At 43.2% G+C, this 25949-nt stretch carries 27 protein-coding genes; 10 read left to right on the top strand and 17 right to left on the bottom strand.

Going from position 1 to position 25949, the window contains the following annotated elements; all coding sequences use genetic code 11:
• Positions 1–230: 230 nt before the first annotated feature.
• Positions 231–1100 carry an SDR family oxidoreductase gene (locus ACTJJD_RS14195; RefSeq protein ID WP_024720227.1) on the bottom strand — a complete coding sequence of 290 codons (870 nt, stop codon included), beginning with the start codon at positions 1098–1100 and terminating at the stop codon, positions 231–233.
• Between the two features lie 155 nt (positions 1101–1255).
• Here ACTJJD_RS14195 and ACTJJD_RS14190 point away from each other — a divergent pair, with 155 nt between their 5' ends.
• Positions 1256–1867 (top strand): class I SAM-dependent methyltransferase, encoded by a 612-nt coding sequence (locus ACTJJD_RS14190; protein ID WP_024720226.1) that lies wholly within the window; start codon positions 1256–1258, stop codon positions 1865–1867.
• A gap of 16 nt (positions 1868–1883) precedes the next feature.
• On the opposite strand, the gene ACTJJD_RS14185 is transcribed toward ACTJJD_RS14190, so the two are convergent.
• The 3 genes from ACTJJD_RS14185 to ACTJJD_RS14175 all read right to left on the bottom strand — a co-directional run bounded on the left by ACTJJD_RS14185 (position 1884) and on the right by ACTJJD_RS14175 (position 5895).
• Positions 1884–3971 (bottom strand): BglG family transcription antiterminator, encoded by a 2088-nt coding sequence (locus ACTJJD_RS14185; RefSeq protein WP_008347174.1) that lies wholly within the window; start codon positions 3969–3971, stop codon positions 1884–1886.
• Between the two features lie 121 nt (positions 3972–4092).
• A complete protein-coding gene (locus tag ACTJJD_RS14180; protein ID WP_440608566.1) occupies positions 4093–5175 on the bottom strand; it encodes a C45 family autoproteolytic acyltransferase/hydolase in 1083 nt (360 codons plus the stop codon).
• Positions 5176–5262: 87 nt separating this feature from the next.
• Positions 5263–5895 (bottom strand): GDSL-type esterase/lipase family protein, encoded by a 633-nt coding sequence (locus tag ACTJJD_RS14175; RefSeq protein WP_242731589.1) that lies wholly within the window; start codon positions 5893–5895, stop codon positions 5263–5265.
• 414 nt (positions 5896–6309) lie between these two features.
• Here ACTJJD_RS14175 and ACTJJD_RS14170 point away from each other — a divergent pair, with 414 nt between their 5' ends.
• Complete coding sequence (locus tag ACTJJD_RS14170) at positions 6310–6945, top strand: FMN-dependent NADH-azoreductase (RefSeq protein WP_024720223.1); 636 nt, start codon at positions 6310–6312, stop codon at positions 6943–6945.
• A gap of 34 nt (positions 6946–6979) precedes the next feature.
• On the opposite strand, the gene ACTJJD_RS14165 is transcribed toward ACTJJD_RS14170, so the two are convergent.
• The 8 genes from ACTJJD_RS14165 to ACTJJD_RS14130 all read right to left on the bottom strand — a co-directional run bounded on the left by ACTJJD_RS14165 (position 6980) and on the right by ACTJJD_RS14130 (position 13638).
• Positions 6980–7753, bottom strand: coding sequence for an IclR family transcriptional regulator (locus ACTJJD_RS14165; RefSeq protein WP_350390861.1), 774 nt, complete (start codon positions 7751–7753; stop codon positions 6980–6982).
• A gap of 14 nt (positions 7754–7767) precedes the next feature.
• Positions 7768–8772 (bottom strand): biotin-dependent carboxyltransferase family protein, encoded by a 1005-nt coding sequence (locus ACTJJD_RS14160; protein ID WP_440608565.1) that lies wholly within the window; start codon positions 8770–8772, stop codon positions 7768–7770.
• Positions 8769–9515, bottom strand: a complete 747-nt coding sequence (gene pxpB, locus ACTJJD_RS14155) for a 5-oxoprolinase subunit PxpB (protein ID WP_440608564.1) — start codon at positions 9513–9515, stop codon at positions 8769–8771. Before pxpB ends, ACTJJD_RS14160 begins: the two co-directional genes overlap by 4 nt.
• Positions 9516–9534: 19 nt before the next feature.
• Entirely contained in the window at positions 9535–10326 is a 792-nt protein-coding gene (locus tag ACTJJD_RS14150) for a putative hydro-lyase (protein WP_440608563.1), read from the bottom strand.
• Positions 10327–10330: 4 nt separating this feature from the next.
• Positions 10331–11548 carry an NRAMP family divalent metal transporter gene (locus ACTJJD_RS14145; protein WP_007498097.1) on the bottom strand — a complete coding sequence of 406 codons (1218 nt, stop codon included), beginning with the start codon at positions 11546–11548 and terminating at the stop codon, positions 10331–10333.
• Between the two features lie 24 nt (positions 11549–11572).
• Positions 11573–12331, bottom strand: a complete 759-nt coding sequence (locus ACTJJD_RS14140) for a LamB/YcsF family protein (RefSeq protein WP_039166171.1) — start codon at positions 12329–12331, stop codon at positions 11573–11575.
• Between the two features lie 172 nt (positions 12332–12503).
• Positions 12504–13283: a Cof-type HAD-IIB family hydrolase gene (locus tag ACTJJD_RS14135; protein ID WP_370539173.1), complete on the bottom strand. Its 780-nt coding sequence runs from the start codon at positions 13281–13283 to the stop codon at positions 12504–12506.
• A gap of 103 nt (positions 13284–13386) precedes the next feature.
• The gene (locus tag ACTJJD_RS14130; RefSeq protein ID WP_370539175.1) at positions 13387–13638 is read right to left on the bottom strand and encodes an excalibur calcium-binding domain-containing protein; all 252 of its coding nucleotides are present in this window, start codon (positions 13636–13638) and stop codon (positions 13387–13389) included.
• A 200-nt stretch (positions 13639–13838) separates the two neighbouring features.
• On the opposite strand from ACTJJD_RS14130, the gene ACTJJD_RS14125 reads away from it, so the two are divergent.
• The 3 genes from ACTJJD_RS14125 to ACTJJD_RS14115 are packed head-to-tail and all read left to right on the top strand — an operon-like array spanning position 13839 to position 14809.
• Positions 13839–14216 (top strand): VOC family protein, encoded by a 378-nt coding sequence (locus ACTJJD_RS14125; protein WP_008347199.1) that lies wholly within the window; start codon positions 13839–13841, stop codon positions 14214–14216.
• A gap of 25 nt (positions 14217–14241) precedes the next feature.
• Positions 14242–14535 carry a DUF5316 family protein gene (locus tag ACTJJD_RS14120; RefSeq protein ID WP_019743141.1) on the top strand — a complete coding sequence of 98 codons (294 nt, stop codon included), beginning with the start codon at positions 14242–14244 and terminating at the stop codon, positions 14533–14535.
• A 31-nt stretch (positions 14536–14566) separates the two neighbouring features.
• Positions 14567–14809, top strand: a complete 243-nt coding sequence (locus ACTJJD_RS14115; RefSeq protein ID WP_224562789.1) for a DUF2651 family protein — start codon at positions 14567–14569, stop codon at positions 14807–14809.
• 42 nt (positions 14810–14851) lie between these two features.
• Here the strand turns inward: ACTJJD_RS14115 and ACTJJD_RS14110 are convergent, their stop codons facing one another.
• Positions 14852–15244 (bottom strand): RidA family protein, encoded by a 393-nt coding sequence (locus tag ACTJJD_RS14110; protein ID WP_440608562.1) that lies wholly within the window; start codon positions 15242–15244, stop codon positions 14852–14854.
• Between the two features lie 349 nt (positions 15245–15593).
• On the opposite strand from ACTJJD_RS14110, the gene ACTJJD_RS14105 reads away from it, so the two are divergent.
• Genes ACTJJD_RS14105 through ACTJJD_RS14095 form a run of 3 tightly spaced genes read left to right on the top strand, consistent with a single transcriptional unit; the run spans position 15594 to position 17875 of the window.
• The gene (locus tag ACTJJD_RS14105; RefSeq protein ID WP_007498114.1) at positions 15594–16058 is read left to right on the top strand and encodes an FMN-binding protein; all 465 of its coding nucleotides are present in this window, start codon (positions 15594–15596) and stop codon (positions 16056–16058) included.
• Between the two features lie 15 nt (positions 16059–16073).
• Positions 16074–17051, top strand: coding sequence for an FAD:protein FMN transferase (locus ACTJJD_RS14100; RefSeq protein ID WP_440608561.1), 978 nt, complete (start codon positions 16074–16076; stop codon positions 17049–17051).
• The gene (locus ACTJJD_RS14095; RefSeq protein ID WP_440608560.1) at positions 17009–17875 is read left to right on the top strand and encodes an RnfABCDGE type electron transport complex subunit D; all 867 of its coding nucleotides are present in this window, start codon (positions 17009–17011) and stop codon (positions 17873–17875) included. Before ACTJJD_RS14100 ends, ACTJJD_RS14095 begins: the two co-directional genes overlap by 43 nt.
• A gap of 44 nt (positions 17876–17919) precedes the next feature.
• Here ACTJJD_RS14095 and ACTJJD_RS14090 read toward each other — a convergent pair whose 3' ends face one another.
• The 4 genes from ACTJJD_RS14090 to ACTJJD_RS14075 form a co-directional block, all read right to left on the bottom strand.
• Positions 17920–19668 carry a methyl-accepting chemotaxis protein gene (locus tag ACTJJD_RS14090; protein ID WP_284564891.1) on the bottom strand — a complete coding sequence of 583 codons (1749 nt, stop codon included), beginning with the start codon at positions 19666–19668 and terminating at the stop codon, positions 17920–17922.
• A gap of 301 nt (positions 19669–19969) precedes the next feature.
• Positions 19970–21091, bottom strand: a complete 1122-nt coding sequence (locus ACTJJD_RS14085) for a mannitol-1-phosphate 5-dehydrogenase (protein WP_284564890.1) — start codon at positions 21089–21091, stop codon at positions 19970–19972.
• Position 21092: 1 nt separating this feature from the next.
• Positions 21093–21527, bottom strand: coding sequence for a PTS sugar transporter subunit IIA (locus ACTJJD_RS14080; RefSeq protein ID WP_008347215.1), 435 nt, complete (start codon positions 21525–21527; stop codon positions 21093–21095).
• A gap of 95 nt (positions 21528–21622) precedes the next feature.
• On the bottom strand, positions 21623–23065 hold the full coding sequence (locus tag ACTJJD_RS14075) for a PTS mannitol transporter subunit IICB (RefSeq protein WP_440608559.1): 1443 nt from the start codon (positions 23063–23065) through the stop codon (positions 21623–21625).
• 503 nt (positions 23066–23568) lie between these two features.
• Here ACTJJD_RS14075 and ACTJJD_RS14070 point away from each other — a divergent pair.
• Both ACTJJD_RS14070 and ACTJJD_RS14065 read left to right on the top strand, forming a co-directional pair.
• A complete protein-coding gene (locus ACTJJD_RS14070; protein ID WP_284564889.1) occupies positions 23569–25203 on the top strand; it encodes a copper resistance CopC/CopD family protein in 1635 nt (544 codons plus the stop codon).
• 16 nt (positions 25204–25219) lie between these two features.
• Positions 25220–25834, top strand: coding sequence for a YcnI family copper-binding membrane protein (locus ACTJJD_RS14065; protein WP_039166206.1), 615 nt, complete (start codon positions 25220–25222; stop codon positions 25832–25834).
• Positions 25835–25949: the final 115 nt, after the last annotated feature.

Here is a 25949-nt window from a genome sequence, read left to right as displayed (position 1 = left end):
ACAAAGAAATGTGTTTTTCATAAAAAGACATCTTCTAGCTGATGCTATAGAAAACGGACACATTGAAAGGGGATGTTGAATATGCATCATGAAACGATGTTCCATTTGAGTTCACTTGTTATTGCAGCGGTTGTTGTGGGCATTATCATATGGTCTGTCTCATCTGTACAGAAGAATCGGAAGAAATACTAAACACACCGCCCAATCAAATCTGGGCGGCGTGCTATTGATCATGTATTCATAAAGGAACCGCCGTTGACATGAAGTGTCTGTCCCGTCATATAAGACGATTCGTCCGAAGCAAGCAGTACATAGCAGCCCACATGCTCCACAGGCTGTCCTGGTCTTCCCATTGGGGTCTCGGCCCCGAAGCTTTCGACACTGTCTTCATCAAATGTAGATGGAATGAGCGGCGTCCAAATTGGACCGGGTGCTACACCGTTTACCCGAATTCCATCTTTCACAAGCGACTGTGCCATAGAACGAGTAAAGCCGTTGATGGCCCCTTTTGTCGCCGTATAATCAATGAGCACTTTGTTGCCTCGATACGGGTTAATAGATGTTGTATTAATAATGGAACTTCCCGGTTTTAAGTAATCGAGTGCCTTCTTCGTAAAATAAAAATAGGAATAGAAATTGGTTCTAAAGGTTTGGTGAAGCTGTTCACTAGAAATATCTTGAATACGTTCTTTCGGATGCTGTTCGGCCGCATTATTGACTAAGATGTCCAGCTGTCCAAAGGCTTCAACTGTCTTTTCTACCGCTTTCTCGCAAAAGGCTTCGTCCCCGACATCCCCTGCAATTGTTAAACATTTGACGCCTTCCTGTTCTACACGTTTTTGCGTATCCTCTGCATCCTCATGTTCATTTAAGTATACGATCGCGACATGAGCTCCTTCTTTGGCATACGCAACAGAAACGGCACGTCCAATTCCGCTGTCTCCACCTGTAATCAGCGCTACTTTTCCTTTTAGCTTACCAGACCCTTTATACGATTCATCCTCATAGATCGGCGCAGGATTCATTTCTCTTTCACTGCCTGGCTGCTGATCCTGCGTTTGGCGCGGAATGCCATTTGTTAAGTATTCACGTAAATCCATGTGTAAGCTCCTCCTTGATTTGTTGATGTATCCTTTCATTACCACTTCATTTTTTCACTCAAACATCCCTATGCGTCATCGATGCGTTTTGAAAACTGACAGGTTTCAGGATGGGAAAAATCGGTTACATAAACATAAAAAAGGAGCGTTCTCACATGCTGTCAACCATTTCTAAAACCTTTAGCAGACCAAAAGGCTGGCTCGGAAGCATCGCAGGTTTTATTATGGCAAATGAAAATAAGGCACTGAATCAATGGGCGATCCAGCATTTAGATTTATCAGATGGTGAAAACATATTGGAAATAGGCTATGGCCCCGGCTATAGCATCAAACATATGCTCAAGCATTTTGACGATCTTCACATTGATGGACTAGATGCTTCTTCAACTATGAAGGAACAGGCGCATTCGCGTATAAAGAAACGATCCAAAGAGAAGCAGGTCAGGCTGTATGTCGGGAAAATTGAAAAAACGCGCCTGCCGGCAGATCAGTATGACAAAGTACTTTCTGTTAACAATTATACGATTTGGGATGACCCAAAGGCTGGCGCACTCAACCTTTATCACACCTTGAAGCCGGGTGGAACACTCGTCATTGTGATGCAACCAAGAGAAAAAGGAGCGGACGCCAATCGAACAAAAGAAATGAGCGAAAGCATCCTCAATGACTTAGAATTTGCTGGATTTGATCAGTTTTCTGTTGAATATGAGGAGATTCGTCCCACCCTCGCTGTCTGTGTCACAGCAAAAAAGCCGAGAAGCGAATAAGCTCTCGGCTTTTTTCTTACCATTTTGCCTCTTTGACAAATTGATAAAAAAGTTGATGTAATTTCTGTTCAATCTCTTCCTTTGTTCCTTGTCCATAAAGCGCCATGCTTTCTTCGCTTTCAATGATAGATGAACTGATCAGGCTAAACATTTCAGACCCTTCTTTGCCAAGCTCTAGCGGCGCTAGCATGAGGAGCATTCTGGACATAAGCTGCTGCCCGCCATCCATGCTTTTGATCTCGTATGCCTCATCAAGATCATAGATATGAAAGACCGGTTTCTTAATGAGATCATGCTTTAAGTGAAAAAGAGCAAACTCGGTTCCTGGAATGCCTAAACCACCTTGCTGCTCACGCTCAAGCAAACCGGCTGTCACTTCGTCTGCACGTTCTAAATAGCCTTGACTTTCAACCTGACGCATCAGCTCTCTCATTGTTGACTCATGCTGCTCCGTCGTCTTCTTTTTTTCGATTGTAAAATGGGACAAGATGCTGCGAATCACTGACATATAATTCGTGATTTGCTCTGCCATTCCTATCATATCAACCGTTTCCTCCACCGATTCTTTTGCAGATTCCTGCGCTCTTTTTTTCTCAATCAGATAAGGAATTTTTCGTTTAATATGAGACTTGACCCGCACTGCGTCATCCTCGTTTAAGAGCGGGCTGACCATAATGTAATCAATATGCTCATAGGGGATCGGCACGGTTGATACGATCATGTCGTAGCTTGCAGCGTCGATTTCCTTTAGCTCCATTAAGGAAGATAGATCGAATTTGGCGATCTCAGGCAATTCTTTTTTTAATCGTGATGCGAGCATTTTTGACGAACCGATACCGCTTGAGCAAACGACCAATGCATGAATCTTGGTTTCTTCTTTTTTAATTTCAAGCACCGAACCAAAGTGAAGCACGATAAAGGCAATTTCATCCTCAGGAAATTCGATCTCAGGAAAGAAGCGCTCCACACCTTCTTCAATCGCCATGAACAGCAAGAAGTAGTCTTTTTTTATTTGTTGTGTGAGCGGATTATAAATCCGCATCTTTTCTTTTAATCGGTTCATAGCTGGTTCAAGATGAGACACGAGTCCCTCATACAATGAATCGTTTTCATTTAAATGATAGCCTGTTTTATGAGAAATAAAGTCAATGAGTTTCTTCGTTCTCAGCGCGATATCTAACTCAATCTCATCAATGCGGTATTCTGCCGTAAAGCTTCGATTTGCACTGCGCAAATGGATGGTCATGTATCCAACTTCAGCTTCAGGAATCTCTACATTAAACATGCGTTCTAATGCTCGTGCGATTCTGAGTGAAGATTCAAATTCCTTCGTCCGCTTTAATTCAAGCAATTCTTCCTCTTCCATCCGAATGGTTTCACCGATTTGAATGCGTTCAATGGCATAGGTTAAGTGAACGACAAGTGCAATATAGGCACTATCTGACAACGAGAGAGAGAGTCTGTTTTTCAAATGAAAGAGCAGCCTTTCTACCTTGAGCAGCTGTCCTCGACTGACTACCCCAAACACCTTTTCAGTCGCTTTCGTTCGATGTTTAATATTCATCTCAATCGTTTCGAGAAATAATTGAATGTCGAGACGGTCAACGATCAGGTTCCCGACAATTTTTCGTTTGGCTTCCTCCGGTCCTTTTAATTCAATGCCGTACCCACGCTTGCGGATAAGCAGTAAACCGTAAGGAGCGATCCAGTCCGTCAGTTCATCTAAGTCGTAGCTGATGGTCGCATTTGTGACCTGCAAGTCGGCTGCAAGTGTATATAATTTCACCGGTTCTTTTGCTTCAAGTAGGGCACACAGGATTAAGAGCTTCCGTTCATCAGAACTATATTCAATTTGGTCTTCATTTGAAATATGAGACAGAAGCCGCTGTTTGTCTTCCTGTTCACCGACCGCCTTCAAGCCCTTCCCCGGCTGTTTATCAAGTGATAGGTTGTAATTCTTTAAAATAGGTTTAATGGATTTAAGTTCTCTATGAATGGTTCTTGTACTTACCTGAACAGAATCGGCGATCTCACGAATGGTGACATAACGATTTTGCTGAATCATATATTTGATCACTTTCTGTTCTCGTGCCGTTATGTACATGAAATGCCTCCTTCTGCTTAAATAGGTCTATTGTCACACTTTAATATAAAACGCTTTCACTGATCGATGCAACCTGAAGTTGATCTAAATTTGGCACACAGGCTGTGACAAAATGAAAGACTCACACGTTTCTCCAAAAGGAAGGTCCATAATCCTTTTGATGAAATTGAATCGTTTGTTCATGAAATGGCAGTGCGCCCCCGACCTTTAATGAATAGGTAGGATGATAGACGGGAGAGCCAAAGCAATACTCCATCGTCCCTTCCTCCGGCCGAAACATGACGGTTCGCATCGTACCAAACAGCTCTTCATAATTGTGCACAGTCAGACCAGCAGGGTATTCTGTCTGAAATAGTTCTGTCAGAGACTCGCTTGACGGCTGTTCTTCTAAAGCTTGAATTAACATGTCGTACCTGACAACAGAATGATGTTTCGTCAACCCTTTTGCCGTGTGATCAGCGAGCGGATGGTTCGTAGCCGCAATAAATCCACGCTCCGGCCTTCTCACCTTTTTTTGCCCATCAATCATTTCAATCACAGCCGCCTCTCCCTTCCGGTCAGCAAGCATGAGGTGAACATTAGACGCGACAGGCATTTCCTGTACCAAACGGACGGCATCCTCCACCGTTTTACAGGACTCTAGCACAGCACGAATGACATGATATACTTGCAAGCCAGCAACAGCCGGCGGCTTTAAGCCTGGTTCGTTGCCAATAGGCGGACCGCATGCAGAAAATGTCACCGATAGACCATGTTCATTCATCCCATCCGATCGACCAAATAAGATTAATGATGAGCCTGTATGGACTGCTGAGCCCTTCACATGCGTAGATACAAGACGCATATCATCAAACAGCGGAGAAAAATCATAGTTGCGAAGCATCACCGTCTGTTGATTGGCAGCCTCATTCCTCTGCATCACACAATGGGAACAGCCTGGCTGAAGATGCGAAGAATAGAAAAAGGTCAAATCGCTTTCATCTATTTGCATAGCATCACAAAATCCCGAGAGCTCTTCTTCTAACTGAGGAAGAAACGGTCGAACCAGCTGCTTTGTTTCCTTCACAGCCTCTTTTGATAACGGTTCTGATTGAATGTATTGTTTCTTAAGCAAAGGGCGTTCCTTCAGCCAAATAGCCTGCTGCTTTCCTACCTCATAAGCTGTTCCTTTCAATTCATGAAAATACGCACTCATCTCCTGCATGCATCCACCTCTTTTGTCTTAGTTTCTTTTATCATATCGAAACAGCCCTTCATTTAAAAGAATGAAAAAAACTGTAATCCCGCGGGATCACAGTTGCTTAGCGGATTTTTGAAACAGCGCTTCTGCCATTGCTTCATATCCTTTGTGGTTCGGATGAAATTGATCAATCGATAAGTATGCGCTTTGATGACTTTCAAATACACCGTAAATATCCACCACTTCTACATGTGGATTCGTAGCAAGCTGGCGAAGGTGATGGTTGTATTGCTTCAGCCATCTCTCGGCGATCGGAATCTCAGGAAAAGGATTATATAAATTCAATAAATATACGCAGTATGGTTGATGCTGCCCTCTTTTTATCAGAGCGATTTCTTGAACCATTTTGCTAAAATTCGCCTGACAATGCATAGACGCTTGCAGCAGTGTCTTTTCATCTTCACCTTTTTCATACTGCAGAACAGCTTGAACAAGATCATTCCCGCAGCCTGTGATGGTGATGATGTCAGCATGAGCAATCGCCCGTCTTACATCAGACCGCTGAAAAAGCTGCAAGATTTCTTCCGTTGTTAACCCTGATTTCGCAAATACGGACAGTTTCACCGGTATATTCAGCTTCTTTTCAAGCTTCGCCGCATATCGCTCCGTAAAACCGCCGCCAAATAAACGTGCCCCCACCCCAACCGTTAAGGAATCTCCAATCGCAACATAGGATCGTCCCACTCTTATCCCTCACTCTCTCCTGCCTTCTCTTATATATACGAAAAAGAAGAACAAATGCTTGTAGCAGATGGCTTAAAGGCATCCACCTTTTTTTCAAAAGCGCAGGATGGGCGCATTTACAAACACTTTACTTGCGATATCGATCCATTTTTTGTTCAATGGGAGTAGGGTTTTTTTGCTTAAATCGCAGCTTTGAAGCGTTTCAGAAAAATTTACAAACTTTTTATCTTGATTTCAAGACTTTATACCTTGACTTCAAACTATATAGTGATTACAATGAAAATATCAGTTTTTATGTAACTGTGCTTGTTACATCTTTTTCATAGCATTCCAATATGATTAAAGATGCCACATATTCAGTGTATCTTTGGGGTACGCTAAAAAAATCATTGAAACAGGAAGGATTGAATAAACATGGCAAAAGTTTTATACATCACTGCACATCCGCATGATGAAACAGTTTCTTACAGTATGGCTACTGCTAAAGCATTTATCGAATCTTATAAGGAAGCAAATCCAAGTGACGAGGTTGTACATATCGATTTGTACAAAGAAAACATTCCTCACATTGATGCAGATGTATTCGCTGGATGGGGCAAGCTTCAATCTGGTGCTGGCTTCGATACACTTTCAGCTGAAGAGCAAGCGAAAGTTGCTCGCCTAAACGAATTAAGCGATCAATTCGTTTCTGCTGACAAATACGTATTTGTTTCACCACTTTGGAACTTCTCATTCCCACCAGTTCTTAAAGCATACATCGACTCTGTTGCTGTAGCTGGTAAGACATTCAAATACACTGAGCAAGGTCCTGTTGGATTACTAACAGACAAAAAAGCGCTACACATTCAAGCACGTGGCGGATATTACACTGAAGGTCCTGCTGCTGAACTAGAAGCAGGTCACCGTTACCTTGGAACAATTGCAAACTTCTTCGGTATTCCTTCTTTCGAAGGTCTTATTGTTGAAGGTCACAATGCTGAGCCTGCAAAAGCAGAACAAATTAAAGCAGATGCGATCGAACGTGCAAAAGCTTTAGGTAAAACTTTCTAATCATGAACACGCAAAAAGCCAATGATCTTAACGGTCATTGGCTTTTTATTTGTTCAGATGCAAAACCTAATTCTTTTGAAATGCCACTGGCCGCTTTTTTGACCTGCTCAATTAAATAAGGAAGCCGTTCCTTTTGATAGCCTGCCTCAAACCCTGCAATACTAATGCCTGCTGCCACTTCTCCGTGATGATTGAAAATGGGCGCTCCAATAGCCGCAGTATAGTTTTCAAGCTCTGAATAGCTTAACGTATAGCCGCGTCTGTTTGATTCTTCGATCATGTTTCGCAGGACATCTTTATCGGTAATGGTTCCGATCCCGATTTTCCCGAGCTCTACCGAATCAATATAGGCAAGTCTCTCTTCCTCTGGCAAAAAGGAAAGAATACTTCTCGCACAAGCTCCCGCATATAATGGAGATCTTCTTCCGACAGCGGTATAGAGCCGGACAGGCTGCGTTCCTTCCATTTTCTCCACATAAATGGCTTCATCTCCTTCACGAATAATGAGCTGAACAGCCTCACCTACCTCATCACGCAAGTTTTCCATAAAGGGCCTTGCAATTCTACGGATATCGAGGCGATCGGCGACAAGCTGACCGTATTCAAGGAACATCAATCCTAATCGGTAAACACCTGAAGGATGCTTTTCTAATAACCCCATATCGGCTAACGAGTTGGCCATTCGATGTACAGATGTTTTGGGCATGCTCGAGAGCTCAATCATGTCATTTAACGTTAATTGTTCGCGAGTGATAAAAAGCCGTAATATCTCCATTGATTTCACAACGGTTTTATTTGTGTTCTGCATGTTTCTCACCTTTTCTAAAACGAAAATGCTTCGAGTTTTAATCTTGCCGTCAGGTCCTTCATTTCTGCTTCTTGTGTGAATAAGGCTTGCTCTGCTTCTTGGCGGTCAATTTGTTGAAACGTGAGATTCGCTCCAGGCATCGCCTGCGCAATGAGCGGCAAATCGACTGTTGCCACCTCACCAATACGGGGATATCCACCTGTCGTCTGGCGATCTGCGAGCAGAATAATCGGCTGGCCGTCAGGAGGAATTTGAATAGAGCCAAAAGCAACCGCTTCTGAAATCAATTCAATCTTTTGCTTTAAACGTATCGGTTCTCCTTTCAATCTGCATCCCATACGATCAGATTGGGGAGTGACCTGATAAGACCGTTCGAAAAAAGCTTGCTGCGATTCTTCCTGAAAATGAGATAGATGTCTGCCTGCCAGCACCCGAATGACTGGTGATTTCCCGAGAGGCAAAAAATGAGCATGATTGACTGTCCATTCTGGCGCACGTTCCCCTTTGCTTTTTAACATGTGAACGAGGCTCACCGCCAGTGGTGACGGTTCTCCAATCGGCAGGACGTCTCCTTTTTCTAGCGGACGCCCTTCTACCCCGCCTATCTTCGCTCTGACATACGTACTTTTACTTTTCATCACCGGCTCAACATCAAATCCACCGGCTACAGCGAGGTAGGAGCGGCATCCCCTCTTACAAGGGCCAAAGGTGATCGTGCTTCCTGCTCGAATGAAGAGCGGTTTCCATAGAGGCACTTGTTCCCCGTCAATCTCAATCTCCACATCAGCACCGGTCACGGCGATCAGCTGATCCTTCTGACATGTCAACACTGGGCCGGGCCCCATTAAAGTGATTTCCAGCACCGCTTCGTTTTCTTGATTCCCGGTGAGGATGTTGGCGATTCGGAGTGAGAGCGGGTCCATGCCGCCGCTCGTTAAAACACCGTACTTCTGATAGCCTATTCTCCCTTTATCTTGAATGGTGGTGAACATTCCTGGCTTGATGACATGCATACTCAACGATCTTCCTCCTTCATGCTGAAAAATTCCTTTTCAGACAGTTGAACAAATCGAACCTCGTCCCCTGCCTTTAGTAGACTAGGTCTCTCAGCATTCGGCCGAAATAAGGACAAAGGGGTTTGTCCAATGAGCTGCCAGCCTCCGGGTGTAGATATCGGATAAACCCCTGTCTGCTTCCCCGCAATACCCACAGATCCTTTTGGAATCGACATTCTTGGTGTTTGTCTGCGCGGAGCTGCAATTTTTTCAGAAAGTCCGCCTAAAAACGGGAACCCAGGAGCAAACCCAATCATATAGACAAGATACGTCCCGGATGTGTGAATGCGTACAACTTCTTCAGGCGTCAAATCATTGATACGGGCGACTTCTTCTAAGTCAGGACCGAGCTCTCCTCCATAACATACAGGAATGTCGACGATCCGACGCTTTGCCTGATTCCCCTCCTGCCAGTTGTCTTCAAGGAGGTTTTCAATATAGTCTTTGACCCATTCATACGGAGAGATCGCACGTTGCTTAAGCTCAGCAGATTGATACACCTTATAGGGCTCATAAAAGACGGTCACGTTTGTAAAAGCTTGAACAGCTTCCACATATCCTTCAAATGGATGCTGTTCAATACATGAAAACAGCTGCTTCACACGCTCATGAATGTCTTCACTTATGTCAGTCCCGGCTTGAATGACAATGGCTGCGTCTCCTAGCGGGTGGAACGTGATCGTATCTTTTATCGTTGAAAATGCCACTCTTATGACACCTCTCTTTCTACAGGACACCGAGCTTTTGATCTCTTACATCTGTGATAAACATATGACCGGGTGCATGGGTGATCGCAATGTCTGGCTTAGTGTGCATGACGATGGCTTGCGGCGTCACACCACATGCCCAAAACACCGGGACTTCCCCTTCTTTGATCACAGATGGTTCTCCAAAGTCTGGTTGATCTACATGTTCAATGCCAATCACAGCTGGATCACCTATATGGATAGGACCGCCATGTACCGATGGGAATCTAGATGTCACCTGAACACTTCTTGTGACTTGATGCGCTGGGATCGGCCTCATACTGACAACCATCGGACCATGGAATACACCTGCCCTTTCACATGGAATGTTCGTTTGATACATTGGGACATTATGACCGTCTTCAATATGGCGGACAGGAATGTCATTCAGCATCAGTGCATGCTCAAACGTAAAGCTGCATCCGATGAGAAAGCCCACCATATCATCCTCCCAATAGGAAGAAATATCTGTTATCTCTTCTTGAAGAACCCCTTTTTTGTAAACACGGTATTTAGGGAAATCCGTTCGAATATCGGCATCAGGTGCTGAACGCCTTGGCACTGGATCACCTGGGTCGAGCACATCAAGCAAAGGGCACGAAGCCGGATTCCGCTGACAAAATAAAAGAAAATCGAAGGCCAGCCCTTTTTTGACGATCATTAAGTTGGCTTGCGCAAATCCCTCAGCAAAGCCAGCCGTTGGGCCTGTGATCTTCTGCTTACGAATCAATTCCCTTATTTGTGACGGCTTATAGGTTTGATATGCTTTCATGTGATCAGCTCCATAGTTTTGGAATTTCATTCATGATGGTATATCCGCCCATGATTGCCATGATGACAACAACAAACGCACCTGTTGCGGTCAAAAAGAATGGATGGCGATAATCACCGACAATTTCTTTTTTATAGGCAGCAATCAGCAATGTTCCGAGTGCAAGCGGCAAGATCAATGCATTGATGGCCCCAACCAAAATCAATATGTTCACAGGTCTTCCAATCGTTATAAAACAAATGGTCGAGAGCGCAATGAATCCAACGATAATGCCTCGTTGATTTTTCTCGATTTTTGGTGAGAAGGTTTTAAAGAAGGAAACGGAGGTGTATGCTGCTCCAATGACTGAGGTAATGGCAGCAGCCCACATAATAATCCCGAACATTTTATATCCAACATTTCCAGATGCTAATTGAAAAACAGACGCAGGCGGGTTCGACGGATCAATCTGTAAGCCTTTTGAGACAACTCCTAGAACGGCTAAAAACAAAGCCACACGCATCACGGATGTGATCAAAATACCGAAAATGGAACTTTTCGTCACTTGCGGCAATGCTTCCTTCCCCTTAATGCCAGCATCCAGCAGACGATGACCACCAGCAAAAACGATATAGCCACCAACTGTCCCGCCGACAAGTGTGACAATTGATAACATGTCAATTTTCTCTGGCACGAAAGTTCTCATAACCGCTTCTCCAACTGGCGGTGCTGTAGAAATAGCCACATACAGCATCAGACCAATCATGACAAAACCAGCGATTTGTGTGAATCGGTCCATCGCTTTTCCTGCCTCTTTGATGACAAAAATGAGAATGGCAATGACTGCACTGACCCCAGCCCCTATGCGGGGATCGACGCCGAATATGACCTGAAAACCGAGACCCGCACCAGCGATATTTCCAATATTAAAGGCAAGACCCCCAATGACAATCAAACAGGCTAACACATATCCGAGCCCCGGCAGAACCATATTGGCAATGTCCTGTCCTCTTTTTTCCGAGACGGCAATGATACGCCATACATTTGTTTGCGCAAAAATGTCTAGTAAAATGGAAATCAAGATGACAAACCCAAAGCTAGCTGCGAGCTGCTGTGTGAACACCGTTGTTTGTGTTAAAAATCCCGGTCCAATGGCGGACGTTGCCATTAAAAAGGCTGCGCCCATCAGCATAGAACGGTTCCCTTTTGGAGCTTTCATCTGTTTGGCTTTCTCTCTTTTCATGCTGTTTCCCCCTTTGATGACGATTTATCGAAAGGCCTTGAGTTGAATAGTGGCTTCTTTTAGCTTCGCTGTAATGGTTTTTGCAAATTGAAGCGCGTGACTGCCATCCCCGTGGATGCACACCGTATCTGCTTTGAGCTGAACATCTTCCCCTTGCACTGTCTGCACTTTTCCCTCTCTTACCATACGGATGACCTGCTGAACCGCCCTTTCATCCTCTTCAATGAGTGCATGAGGTTCACGGCGGGATGTCAGTGTCCCGTCTGGTTGATACGTCCGATCAGAAAAAACTTCATGTGCCACTTGAAGACCGATTCTTTCCCCTGCTGACGCAAGTTCACTGCCTGACAGCGCAAATAACACAAGGTTAGGATCAATATCATACACAGCCTTCGCAATTGATTCAGATAATTCAGTATTTTTAGCCGCCATGTTGTAAAGGGCGCCATGTGGTTTGACGTGCTGCATCATGCCGCCTTCTGCTTTCAGAAAGGCTGAAAGTGCACCAATTTGATAGATCACAAGATCATAGGCTTCCTCTGCTGAGATAGCGATTGGACGTCTGCCAAAACCGACTAAATCTTGCAGACCTGGATGTGCACCAATTTGAACCCCTTTATCCAGTGCCATTTTAACCGTCTTTCTCATCACAGTTGGATCTCCCGCATGAAAACCGCATGCAATATTGGCTGAGGTAACATATTCAAGAATTTGTTCATCTGAACCGATGGTGTATTGACCAAAACTTTCTCCCAAATCACAGTTAATATCCACTTGATACATAGGACCCCTCCTTGTCGTTCCGAATTTCGGAATAGAAAGTCCGAATATTCGAATTTATATTGATTATACCAACTTTGGATAGACTGCACATGAAATTGTCAGAAAATATAACAATAGAACTAGTAGAAAATAAAAAAGTGAGAGGTCATGTCCTCTCACTTTTTCTACTCGTTTATTTAGACAGCACCCAATGCTGGATGGCTTTTGCTACCCCGTGTTCTGTATTAGGAGCCGTAATCCAATCAGCCGCTTCTTTCACAACTTCTTGTGCATTGCCCATTGCAATGCCTAATCCGGCTTCTTGAATCATCGCCATATCATTCAGACTGTCGCCAAGTGACATGACGTTGTCCATTGTACAGCCAATGCGTTCTGCTACTTTTGCAAGAGCTGCCGCTTTGTTAATGCCTGCTGCATTGACTTCGATATTGGTTGGACTGGAATTCGTGATTTCTAGCTGTCCATTTGTTTTCAATGTATGGAGGACTTCCTCACGAACAGCATCGTCATGAATATCAAAACCAAATTTCAACCATTCGTGGTCATGAATGCGTTCTGGGAATTCTCCCCTCCACACCTTATCCACAGTAGATGCCCAGTAATCGGTTTCGTATCTGTTTTTTAGATCCCACATCATCTGAACGTGATCGGGATGCAGTAGTTCTCGCTCGATCAGCTGGAAGTTTGAATCCCAAATTTCACTTCCGTTCGCTGTGACAAGATAGGAAGAGAGTTTCAGCGGCTCGACCAGCTCTCGGCATGTCATCAGCGTACGTCCTGTGCTAATCACCACATGGACCCCTTTGGCTTCTGCTTCTTTAATGGCTTGTTTATTTTCCTCAGGAATGACGTGCTCACTGTTTAACAGCGTGCCATCCATATCAATGGCAATCAATCGGATGTCTTTCTTATCAGCTTGTGTTGACAAATTGAGTACCCCACTTTGTATCATTTTTTGAATCTATCTTTATTTTAATATAAAGATGAAGATGGCACAAAGGGACGAGTTTGATCCCAAAGAAAAAAGACCTTGTGACAGGTCTTTTTTCTTCTTCTTAACGTTCACATGCGATGCCGTCTTTATCACGGTCAAGATGTTTATTTTTTAAGTAAAGTGCTTTTGATACATAAGGCTTGTACTTCGTTTTTCCACCTTTGTTTTTCGTATTTTTGCTTTTTGCCACGCCGCCTTTATACACTTTGTTGAGTGCTTTGCAGTTTTTGTACTTGACTGTCTTTGCATCCGCTGTGTGAGTGTCAACTTGTGTAAAGCTAAGTAAAAGACCGAAAGATATGACAGCCACCATGATTTTTTTCAACATGTAAGTTCCCTCCTATTTTTTCTCATTTTACATTTTTATCATATGTCACCACATTTTGTTTTTCAAGACTATTAGTGTGGAAATATTGGTTTTTTTGGAATTAAATGAATCTTATTGCCTATGTGGTAAAATGAGTGGGAAACCTTTCCGGTTTTGACACGTATATGAAGAGAGGAGCTTTCCATATGAAAATGAAATATACCATTCTATATGTAAACGATGTTGAAGCAAGTATTCAGTTCTACCATCATATCCTCGGTTTCCCGATTAAATTGAGAGTTGAATCCTATGTTGAGTTTGATACAGGAGAAGTGACCTTATCGATTAATTCACGCCAAGATGTGAAAGAGGCACTTGGTCTACCTGTTCCAGAGGCAGTTAGCTCGTCACAAACGTTTGAGATTGGCTTTGTTGTGGATGATGTGAATGAAACCATTGCGTCCTTGAAGGAAAAAGGGGTACCTGTCATCAAGGAACCTGCTAAGAAGCCGTGGGGACAAACGGTCAGTTATGTGTCTGATCCTGATGGACATTTCATTGAAATATGTGATGCGGTCTCCTAATAGCTGTCCGAAGGAGTGAAGCGTAATGAGAAAGAAACATGCTTTTTTTGTTGGTGTTTGCTCCATGCTGGTGATTTGCAGTGCGGCGCTCATATTACAGCACCATGAATGGATTGGGTTTGTCAGTGGTGGAATCTCTATTATTGCATTCGTCGTGTCTGGATTTCTTATGGGTGCATGGACCAACGGGGACGAGGCACGAGCGGCCTATCACTCTGAAACAAAAGAACACCGGATGTTTCGTCTTGATACGGCGTTTCTTTTCATCATCTTTGCCCTTCCGCATATGGGTGCTGCACTATTATATGTTTTTATGTAAATAGTTGATTTGGTTCAAAGGAGTGATCAACATGGCTGTTTTTGTCTTATTCGTTGTATTTGGTTTACCTATGATCTCTGTGCTGATTGGTATTTTCGGTACATTGTTTTTAAAGAACATTTGGTTTCCCACCTTGATTGTGCTGGTAGCGAGTGTGATTCTGATGTTCACCTCTATTGGTGGAAATAAAACCTTTCTCATTTGGATCATCATCTACACAGCCTGTGCATTTCTCGGTGCATTCATTACAAAGCGATTCCAAGTTGTTTCATAAATACTTATTAAAAAAGAACAGTTTGCACTGTTCTTTTTTTGATTAAATATCTGCACACCATAGCTCTATTTCGATTTTCAGCTCTGTCCATCCTAATGCCGTCACATAGGCAACGGTCATTGATGGATATGCGGTTTTGAAGATTGCATCCCACTGTGGATATAGATGATCCCAATCAATTTCTTCTGTTGCCCAAATATTGACTTTGATGACGTGTTCTTCATTCAATCCTTCTGATGCAAGGATTTTTTTTATATTTTCAAACGTATTGGTTACTTGGTCGTTCAAGCTTGATGGGATCTGTCCATCCGCTCCTGTCCCTACTTGACCTGATGTCACAAATAACCCCGCACCCTTTGGCACCCTTGTGATATGACTGTAGTTGCCAACGGGTTTCGGCATACTTTCTGGGTTTTTTCTCGTGATTTTTTCCATGTAAATCCCTCACTCACTATGATTTTTCTGCGTGTTTTTCTTCCTGTAGACAGACTTCACCAATATTTGTCTATTCTAAAAGAAAACAGCAGTGGAGTATCCATAGCCACAAGGTAAGAACATCAATATTTTCTTTTTCATGGCCGAAACACTCCTTTTGATTGCGTGAGCAAGGTTTAGATTTATTTCATCCTACCTGATAAATGAACCACAGTCAAAAATAAATGATAAACGATAACGTGCAATATCATGGTTCTTCATACCCATTATCTAAAATCGTTCTTTTCTTGTTCATGGTTTGTTCAAATTTCTTCTATATAGTAGATCGTAATAGGAGGTAGGATACATCATGGCAAAAATAAATAAGAAAATGATTAGTCTTTGCACCGCAGCCATCAGCAGCTTATACATCACTGGTTATGCAACTACCCATCACGCTCAAGCCGTTCAAACAGCACAATCAAATACACAAGCAGACGCTTCTTCAAACGATACATCTCTCACATCAGATACTACCGCCACTCAAACAGAAGATACCACTTCAGAAACTGAACTCAAGGATGGTACTTTTTCTGGTACTGGATCAAATGAGATTGGCTCTATCAGTGTATCTGTTACCATCAAACAAGGAAATATCACTTCTGTCGAGATTACGAGTGATAACACTAGATACGGGCAAAGCTCCATTTCATCATTACCCAATGAAGTGGTTATCAGACAAAGTGCTGATGTAGATACGGTGAGCGGTGCAACATTAAGTACTCAGGATTTTGAAACAGCCGTTGCTCAGGCTTTAGAGCAGGCAAAGGCATAGAGAGGAGACACTATGATGAAATGGTTAGGACAACAAAAACTCATTACTTTTCAAAAATCCATGCTGGCTATGGGAACTGTTATCAATATTCAAGTGGTTGCCTATGAAGAAGATCGACGAGCTGTTTTAGAAGACATCGACCGTGCCTTTTCCATTTTTTACGATATCGAGCATCGTTTTAGCCGTTTCCGTTCTGATTCTGAAGTCATGAAGTTAGCCAATCGTTCAAAGCAAGAGGTATTAGTCAGTGAAATGCTTTTCGATTTAACAGCCTATGCGCTAGAGTTAGCCGAGTTAACAAATGGCAAGTATGATCCAACCATCGGAAAAATCATGGAACAAAAAGGATTCAATCGGTTATACACGACAGGACAAACTTTTTCATCACATGACGTACCACATACAGCTGTTCATTACCGTGACGTCCAGTTAAACGAGAAGAATCGGACGATTTATTTGAACAAACCGCTGATTTTGGATTTCGGTTCTATTGCAAAGGGATTTGCGTGCGATCTTGCCGCAAAAGAGCTTGAAGCATGGGAAGGCTTTATGATGAATGCTGGTGGGGATGTGTTGGTATCTGGATTTAACGAACAACAAGAAGAGTGGACAATTGGGATTCGGCATCCCATTCACAAACAGACCAACATCTCGGTCATTCAAACGACTAATTGTGCGATTTGTACATCTGGAAGCTATGAACGGATCAGCCGTAATGATCCTCATACGCACCATTTGATTCTCCCTCAAACGAAACAGTCTGAACAAAGTTTGTTAAGCTGTACCGTCATTGCACCACTCGGTATGCTCGCAGATAGTCTCTCTACAGCTGCTTTTTTATTAGGTAGAGAAGGAGGTTATTCTTTTTTAGCCGAGCATGAAATACCTGCCGTGATGGTGGATCAAGATGCTGATATGACCCTAACACCGGAGATGAAGGAGGTTCCATCATGGAAATACAGCCAGCACCAACCACAGACCAAACATTTTTGAAATCATCGCCTTCACTAAAAACCTACATTCGGACGCCGAAACGGTATGTCATTGCCATTCTTTTGGTTCTTCTAGCCGCCGGCAGTCTGCACACTGGATTTCTTAGTGGTCTCACTACAGTTGCCACCAGCATCGGGACAGCACTAATTCTTGACACTTTTATTACAAGAGTGATTCGGAAACGTCATAAACACACATTCCCTGATGGAGCTCTGCTCACAGGGCTGATTATTGGCATTGTTCTCAGTCCAGCTACTTCTTTTGCTGTTTCTGTTTTCACAGCCGCAGCAGCCATTTTATCTAAGCATGTCATCACTTATCAAAAGAAACCGATTTTGAATCCAGCTGCGTTTGGTTTATGGCTCTCAGTCATTTTATTTTCTTCCAATCAAAGCTGGTGGGGCGGTATGTCTCTTCTACCTTGGTGGACTATAATCCTAGTGGTGGTCGGCGGTTATTTGGTGACAAGCCGCGTACAAAAGTTCCCGCAAGTTTTCGCCTTTCTAGCAGCATACGGCCTGATCCACCTCATATTGGGATTCATTGGCTTAACGGATGCTTCATCTGCTTTTATGACGCCCTACTTAAATGCCGTCTTGTTCCTTGCATTCTTTATGTTGACTGATCCACCTACTTCACCAGCAAAGAATCGTGATCAAATCATCTTTGGTATCCTGTGTGCTGTCGTTTCATGTGTGGACTTCTATTTATTTAACAGCTTATCTTACTTACTCACAGGGCTTTTATGTGCCAATGCTTGGAAAGCCTATCGAACGTACCAAACAAATCAAAAGCGACGGGCAATACGGACGAAAGTCGTCTAAATAAAAAACGGACATCGACTTTTCGACGTCCGTTTGACCATACCTTATAAACGATAACGTGCAATATCTTGATTCAATCGCATGCTTAGCTCATTGAGCCTTTCTGCTGCCTTCGCCACATTGGAGATGGCGGTGACTTGTTCGTCTGTAGATGCAGTGATTTCTTCAATCGCTGCGGCATTTTCTTGAGAAATATGCGCTGCACCATGCATCGCTTTTGTGATGAGGTCGTTTTGTTCTAGTAAGGTGTTCAGCTCTTTTGCCATCGCATTCGTTTCAACGATGGTTTGTGAAATCGATGTAGAGATGGAATTGAATTCTTGTTCTGTTGCGTGAACCGCTTCATCAAGCTCGGCAAAACGATCCATTGTTTTTGACATCATGCCAGCTGTAGACGTCGTTTCTTCTTTAATGCCTTGAATCATCTGCTGGATTTGAACAGCTGATTGCTTTGTCTGCTCAGCTAAATTCCGCACTTCACTCGCCACAACCGAGAATCCTTTGCCATGCTCTCCTGCACGAGCTGCTTCAATGCTCGCATTCAGGGCCAGTAAGTTCGTTTCATTTGAAATGCTTTCAATGGTATCTGTGATTTGTGAAATATCTTGTACTTTTGTACTTAATTGCTCAATCCCTGATCGAATGCCTTGAGATGCCTGAATGGATTGCTCATTTGATTGTTTTAATTGCTGGACAATTTGCTGACCCTGCTGGGAAGATTGGTTCGACTGGTCTGAAATTCGTTTGATCTGGTCGCTTTGTTCTTTGACGTTTTCAATGGATTGATTGAACTGAGTCATTTGTTGATTGGCTACCTCAAGGTCTGATGCCTGATGAAGGGTCCCAGTTGAGATATCTCCAATTGCTCGGCCAATTTCTTCACTGCTGGCGGATGTTTCTTCAGAGATGGCGGATAGATCTGTCGCAGATTCGACGAGCTGGCTGCTCGTTTCCTGCAAACCGCTCACAAGTGCTCTAAGCTCTCCTGACATATGATTAAAGCCTTTTGCCAACTGCCCAATTTCATCCGAGGTTTCTTTTAAGCTGGTGCGTTCAAGATTGCCCGCCGCAATTTCTTTTGAAGCAGCCGTGACTTGCTTAAGCAGTCTCACTTTACCTCGGGCTGCCAAATAAAAGACACCCATACTTAAAAGAGCGACACCTGCTGTAATGAGAATAATATAGAGCTTCATCTGCTCTAGTTCTTTATAAAATTCATCCTGAAATACGGCGATTCCTATACTCCAATTCCACGGTGTAAACTGGTTCATATAAGCGAGTTTTTGCTTTTCTTCCCCCGTGGCATCGTCTTTATCCATATAGGTGATATAGTGTGCATCCTCGCCTTTTGCTGTGGCTCCAGCGACCATTTTTTGACGGTTTGTCGTATCATCTGGGATGACGCCAATGTCGTTAACCGGATGAACCTGTGATGAATAATCGGCTCCATATGCGACAAGGTAGCCTTTATTTTTATAGATAAAATCTGATTTTTGAAATTGGTACCCTTTGCCGTTGTCATTTTTAGGCCCGCTCAAGTAAATACGGGCTTGTTCCTGCGCCTGTTCAAGCGTCAGTTCTTTGTTCTCCACACGGTCGTTCAATTGTTCAAGAGTGGCCATCGCTCCATTTACGATGTGTTTTAAATCTGCTTTCCCTGCATCAATTAAGACATTTTTCGCTAAAAAATACCCCGTTGTTCCTACAAGTCCGCCTGTTAAAATTGTAATAACGATAATGGCTGACATCAATTGAAAAAAGACACTTCTCGAAGCAAACGCTTTCTTTTTCATGTTCTAATTCCCCCTTACTACATATATCGTCATGCAGGGGAAAGTATTAAAAAAGTCATAGAAAAATCCCTTTCACGTTAGAAAGGGATCTCAGAATTGTTGACAAAGGGCTAAAATGAACTTGATTTTAGCCCTTTGTCTTCTTTTCAGCGTGATAGAAAACCTTTGCAGTCTAGGAAGGACGAGTATCGGAGCGGAGCGAATGAGAGATTCGTGAGCACCGACACACAGGACTGACACCGAATGCGGGGGTTTGTCTATACGCTGAAAATCCCTTTCACGTTAGAAAGGGATTTTTTGATTATCGCTCGGTTTCTTTGAGGATGGCTTGATAGAGATCGTCTTCAGGTTTGAGTCCACATACCTCTTGAAGCACACCTTCAATGCCTTTTTCTTTCCTTAATGCCTGCAAGCGAACCGCTTCTTCGTCTTCTGCAAAGTCGTAAGCCAAAGCAGCAGCGATCCCTTTGATTAAGTACACTGGCTGCTTGATCTTTTTCGCTGGACCGATTAAACGGTCATCTGCTCCCAGCTTTCTAAGAGGAGAGCGTGCGACACGAGTCACTTCATCGGAAATAAAAGCATTTTCAAATCGTTTGATGATTTTTAGAATGTACGCATCATGTTCTTCTTTTCGGAAGCCATATGCTTCAATTAAATAACTGCCCGTTTCATGAAGAGCACCTTCGACTATCTGACGAATGTCTGGTGTATCAACAGCTTCTTTAATGGTTTTTACGCCTTGCTGATACCCGACATAAGCCGCTAGTGCATGTCCTGTATTGACGGTGAAGAGCTTCCGTTCAATATACGGCGTCAAATCTTGGACAAAGGTCGCTCCGTCAATTTGAGGAACATCTCCAATAAAGCCCGTCTCATCAATGACCCACTCGAAAAATGGCTCAACCGACACTTTGAGAATGTCCTCATGGTGCTGAATCGGAACAATGCGATCAACCGCAGCGTTCGGAAAGCCAACGGTTTGTGATATCGCTGCTTGCTCATCTGCTGTTAAATGAGAGAACACCGCTTCTTTTAAATGAGCACTTCCCCCAATCATATTTTCACATGCCACGATGTTGATGATATGGTCCGGCTTTTTTTGTTTTAATCCTTCAGCAATCGATGAGGCAATGATCTTCAATACGGCTGGTCCAACAGCTGTTGTAATCAAATTGGCTGTGGCAACGGCCTCTGTTAATGCCGCTGGGTTTTGCGAGGAATTGATCGCTGATACGGGCCCGACTACTTCTTGCTTCTGCCCTGGTGCTGCGAGTTCAACCGTGTATTCTCCTCTTTCATTCAGCTCATTGATGACCGCTTCATTCACATCGGTAAAGACAAGCTCAAAGCCTGATGTCTTTAACAAAGATCCGATAAACCCTCTGCCAATATTCCCTGCTCCAAAATGAAGTGCCTTCATGTTAGTTCACCTCGTTAAAGATGGCGATCAGTTCATCCTGATCCTTTGCATGAATGATCCGTTCTACATTTTCTTCTTCTGAACAGACAATCGCAATTTGAGAAAGAATATCAAGATGCTCGTTGTTTTTCCCAGCGATCCCAAAGACGACTTTCGCCACATTTCCTTCACCGTATTCAACGCCATCAGGAATTTGGATAATGGAAATCCCTGAATGAAGGACAGCCGCTTTCGCATCCTCTGTTCCATGAGGGATCGCAATGCCGTTCCCCATAAATGTAGAAGATATGTTTTCTCTTTCAAACATTTTGTCGACATAATCACTTGTGACATAGCCGTTTGCTACGAGGACTTCGCCTGCTTTTTTGATGGCTTCTTCTTTAGAACCTGCTTGTTCGTTTAGAAAAATATTGTCTTTAGAAAGTACTTGTTTCATACATGATCACACACCTTTTTTAGAATAAAAATCAGGAAAACAACCAAAACGGGGAGTTCAATTAGGAAAAATTGGACTCAACCCGTTTCGTCATGTTATTTTTTCAATTTCTCAATCAGCTCATCATATTTCGGGCTGTTTAAGAAATTATCCACTGAGATATGCACAGCGCCTGGCAGCTTTGCCTTGGCTCTGTCTGTTAAATCTTTATGAGTAAAGACCACATCCGCATCGTCTGGGATGTTGCTGATCGATGTGTTTGTCACATCGATATCAAGCTCTGCCTTTTTCACTTTGTTTTTCAGAATGGACGCACCCATTGCACTTGACCCCATCCCTGCATCGCAGGCAAAGATGATTTTGTTCACGGCATCTGGATTGACATCACTTGGAGATGCTGCTTGCTCATTAGCTTCAGCATTTTCATTTTGTGCTGTAAGAGCAGCGGCTGCTGCACTTTTCTTGCCTTTCATGTCCTGCATCTTTTCTGTTGCTGCTGTTAAATCTTCGTCAACTTCTTTAGATGCTTTCAAAATGACCGATGCGACAAGGAACGATACGATAGCTGCTACGACAACACCTGCTAAAACGGCAAGGTGACCGCCTTTTGGAGACATCAGCATAAGCGCAATAATACTTCCTGGTGACGGCACAGCTTTTAATCCTGCATTTAATAATGTGAACGTCAGGACACCACTTGCTCCCCCTGCAATGACAGCCAAAATAAGTTTTGGTTTCATTAAGATGTACGGGAAGTAAATTTCATGGATTCCTCCTAAGAACTGAATCACAATGGCACCTGGTGCAGACTGTTTCGCATTTCCTCTTCCAAAGAACATATACGCAAGAAGAACACCTAAACCTGGCCCTGGGTTTGTTTCAAGCAAGAACAGAACAGACTGCCCTGTCTTCGCTGCTTGCTCCACCCCTAACGGACCTAAAATACCTTGGTTAATCGCATTGTTTAAGAACAATACTTTTGCTGGTTCAATGAAGATGCTTGCCAGCGGTAGTAAATGAGCATTGACAATGATATCTACACCTGCCGCAAGGGCTTTATTCAGACCTAGTACCACTGGGCCGATGGCATAGAATGCAATGACAACGAGAATGGCACCGAGGATACCTGCCGTAAAGTTATTCACAAGCATTTCAAAGCCAGATTTGATTCGGTCTTTGAACAGCTGGTCGATTTTCTTTATGAGATAACCGCCAAGCGGTCCCATGATCATGGCACCTAAAAACATTGGAATGTCTGAGCCAACAATGACGCCAATCGTAGCCGTAGCACCGAGCACTCCGCCTCGATGGTCATAGACGAGTTTACCGCCTGTGTAACCAATTAAGAGCGGCAGTAAGTAGTTAATCATCGGTCCAACGAGTGTAGCTAATTGCTCATTCGGAAGATAACCACTTGGAATGAACAAAGCTGTAATGAGTCCCCATGCAATAAATGCACCAATATTCGGCATAATCATGCCGCTTAAATAGCTTCCAAAGCGCTGTACTTTCACGCGGAATCCGCTTTTTTCCTGCATCTGTGAAAACCCCTTTCTTCTCTCCCTTTATTTCGGGCTTTATAGGTCAAAAGATATAAGAACAAGAGTCAGTGAAGCCCTTATACCTATCGTAAAACGCTTTCACTTTCCCTTCAATTGAAACTAAATGTCACTTTGTCACTTAGTGTGTGACAAAATTGAAAAATGATGTGAATTCTCTTTCAGATCATAGAAGATAGTGGCTGAAAAGGTGAATCAGCCGGCATTTCCTCGAAAATTCATTGGAATTTCACAACTTTCAAATGGTCACTTCTTGTTTCCTCTACATAAATCGAATAGGCTTATATTGATCAAACATTCAAGAAACGTCTGCGCAGACAAGACATGACACAGAAAAAGTGAACCATCTTGCTATTTGTTTCGTTTACCTTTTAGAGTGGGCGGTACAATAGAAAGAGCGGTTTTTCTGTGACTCACAGTTTACTGCCGCTTTCTTTCTGATACATGAGACATTTTCATAGGTAGAAAGGCGGTTATTTACATTGTTGAAATATAGTAAGTGGCTTTTGCTGCTCATCTTCATGTTCTCCTTCTTCATGCCAAAAGAGGCATTTGCTCATGCATATGTAGTGAGCTCAAATCCAGTGGCAAATGAAGAGCTGGATCAGCAGCCTCCTGCAGTCTCGATCACCTTTAGTGAAGGAATCGAAAGTGGATTTCATGCCATTAAGGTGTTCAATGCAAAAGGGGATCGTGTCGATCAAGGAGATACGGTCATCAAAGAGCAAAAGATCATGGAAGCAGCTTTAAAAAAGAATTTACCTAAAGGAATTTACACCATTCAATGGAATGCAGTATCAGCCGATGGACACTCTGTGTCTGGCATGATTCCTTTTAGTATCGGAAAAGCGGATGGAGGATTTGATCAATTAGATCAAGGACAATCAAGTGAATCCATCGACATGGCTTCAACCATTGACAAAGCCTTTCTGTATACGTCATTCAGCTTATTTCTTGGAACCATTTTATTTGGGCTTCTATGGTTTAAAGCGGTCATAACCGACGTTTTAGCTCGGCGAATGAAGCGACTCTTAACTGTTTCATTGATCATGATGGGCGGAGCACTCTTGTTCCAGCTGCCGATTCAAACTAAATCAGCGGCAGACGTGTCCTTTTTAGGAGCATTTCAACCATCGCTTTTACAAGAAACCATTGCGTCGACTTCGGGCGGGAGTCTGTGGATGATGCTAATGGCGTCATTTGTTCTACTGACGATCTGGACAATTGTGGCGATGAAAAAAGGAAACTTCACTTCCTTCCGGGTATGGCTGTTTCCACTGCTCATTTTCATCGTGCTTCTTTGGCTGAAAGCACAAATCGGTCATCCAGCCGCTACAGATAATAAAATACTGACAACGTCACTCGATTTCATTCATCTCGTTTCTGCATCTATTTGGGTCGGCGGCTTAACAGCCATTGTCCTTCTTTTGATGAAGAAACTGCCGAATGAAGATCAGCCGCTCATACGCAGCACCCTGACAGCTTTTCATCCGTGGGCACTGCTCTCAGTTGGACTGATTGTGTTTTCTGGGTTTGTGAATGCGATTTTTATTCTGCAATCATTTGATGCCCTTTTCCAATCAGCTTATGGACGCACCTTCTTAATCAAACTTGGTTTATTTATCATCATGGGTCTTCTTGGGCTCGTCCATTATTTGATGCTGAGATGGGAAAAGAAGCAGAGACGAAACGTATCTTTACGAGCAGAGTGGATCATTGGGATCGCTATTTTACTATTAACAGCCGTATTCACCAATATCCCAAGTCCTCCGCCGCCTGCACCAGAGCCATTCTTTGGAGCCAATCAGGTGGAGCATCGTGACCTTGTGTCTTTGAGCATTACCCCGAATGCTCCTGGTAAAAACACGTTCGAGGTGGCATTTACGAAGAAGGATGGACAAACGATCACAGACATTCAATCAGTGACAGCTAAGATCCACAAAGTCTCCTTGTTCGGTGATGAAACGCCTAACGAATTTCAGCTGAAACGATTAAAGAATGGACACTTCTCGGCTGAAAACCTCTTACTAAATGAAAAAGGCACTTGGAAAATTGAGATTCATGCATTAACTGGTTCTTTTGACAACATCGATACGACATTCATTAGAAGAAACTAAAAGGAGTTCATATCATATGAAAAAATACGTTAAAGCTTTATTACCAATGCTTCTCGCTTCATTTTTACTGGCGATTCCTGTGAGTGCACACGTGACAGTCAAACCTGATACATCCGCAACGAATGCTTGGGAAACCTATACGTTAAAAGTACCTTCTGAAAGCGACAGTCCGACAACAAAGGTTGTCATCACGATGCCTAAAGGCGTAGAATTCCAGCAATACGAACCAGTACCTGGCTGGAAAACAACAACTGAAGAGAAAAACGGAAAAGTCACAAGAGTCACTTGGGAAGCAACTGGCGATGGTGTCCTTGCTGGACAGTTCCAGCAATTCGTGTTTGTCGCAAAAAACCCTGAAAAAGCCGGCGAAGCGGCATGGGATGCGTATCAATATTACAAGGATGGAACAGTAGTTGAATGGACTGGCGACAAGGACGCTGATAAGCCTCATTCGATCACAAATATTGTTGCGTCTAATACCGTAACGGATTCACATGGTCAAGAAAAACCAAAAGAAGAAAAGGCATCTGAAACAGCCTCTGCTTCTTCTTCACCACTTGTTCTTGGTCTGTCCATTGCAGCCTTAGTTGTGGCATTGATTGCACTTGGTCTTGCTTTTAGAAAGAAATAAACCTTACATGAGCGATCGTTTTTTCAAGCGGTCGCTCTTTATTTTCCCAACCTATCATTTCCAATATAGGATTGAATAGGATACTCGTGCATGCCATAATGAGACACATGACCAC

The organism is Bacillus sp. 22446 (genome assembly GCF_052044955.1).
Lineage (GTDB): Bacteria > Bacillota > Bacilli > Bacillales > Bacillaceae > Bacillus > Bacillus altitudinis.
This window is presented reverse-complemented; position numbering and strand designations above follow the sequence as displayed.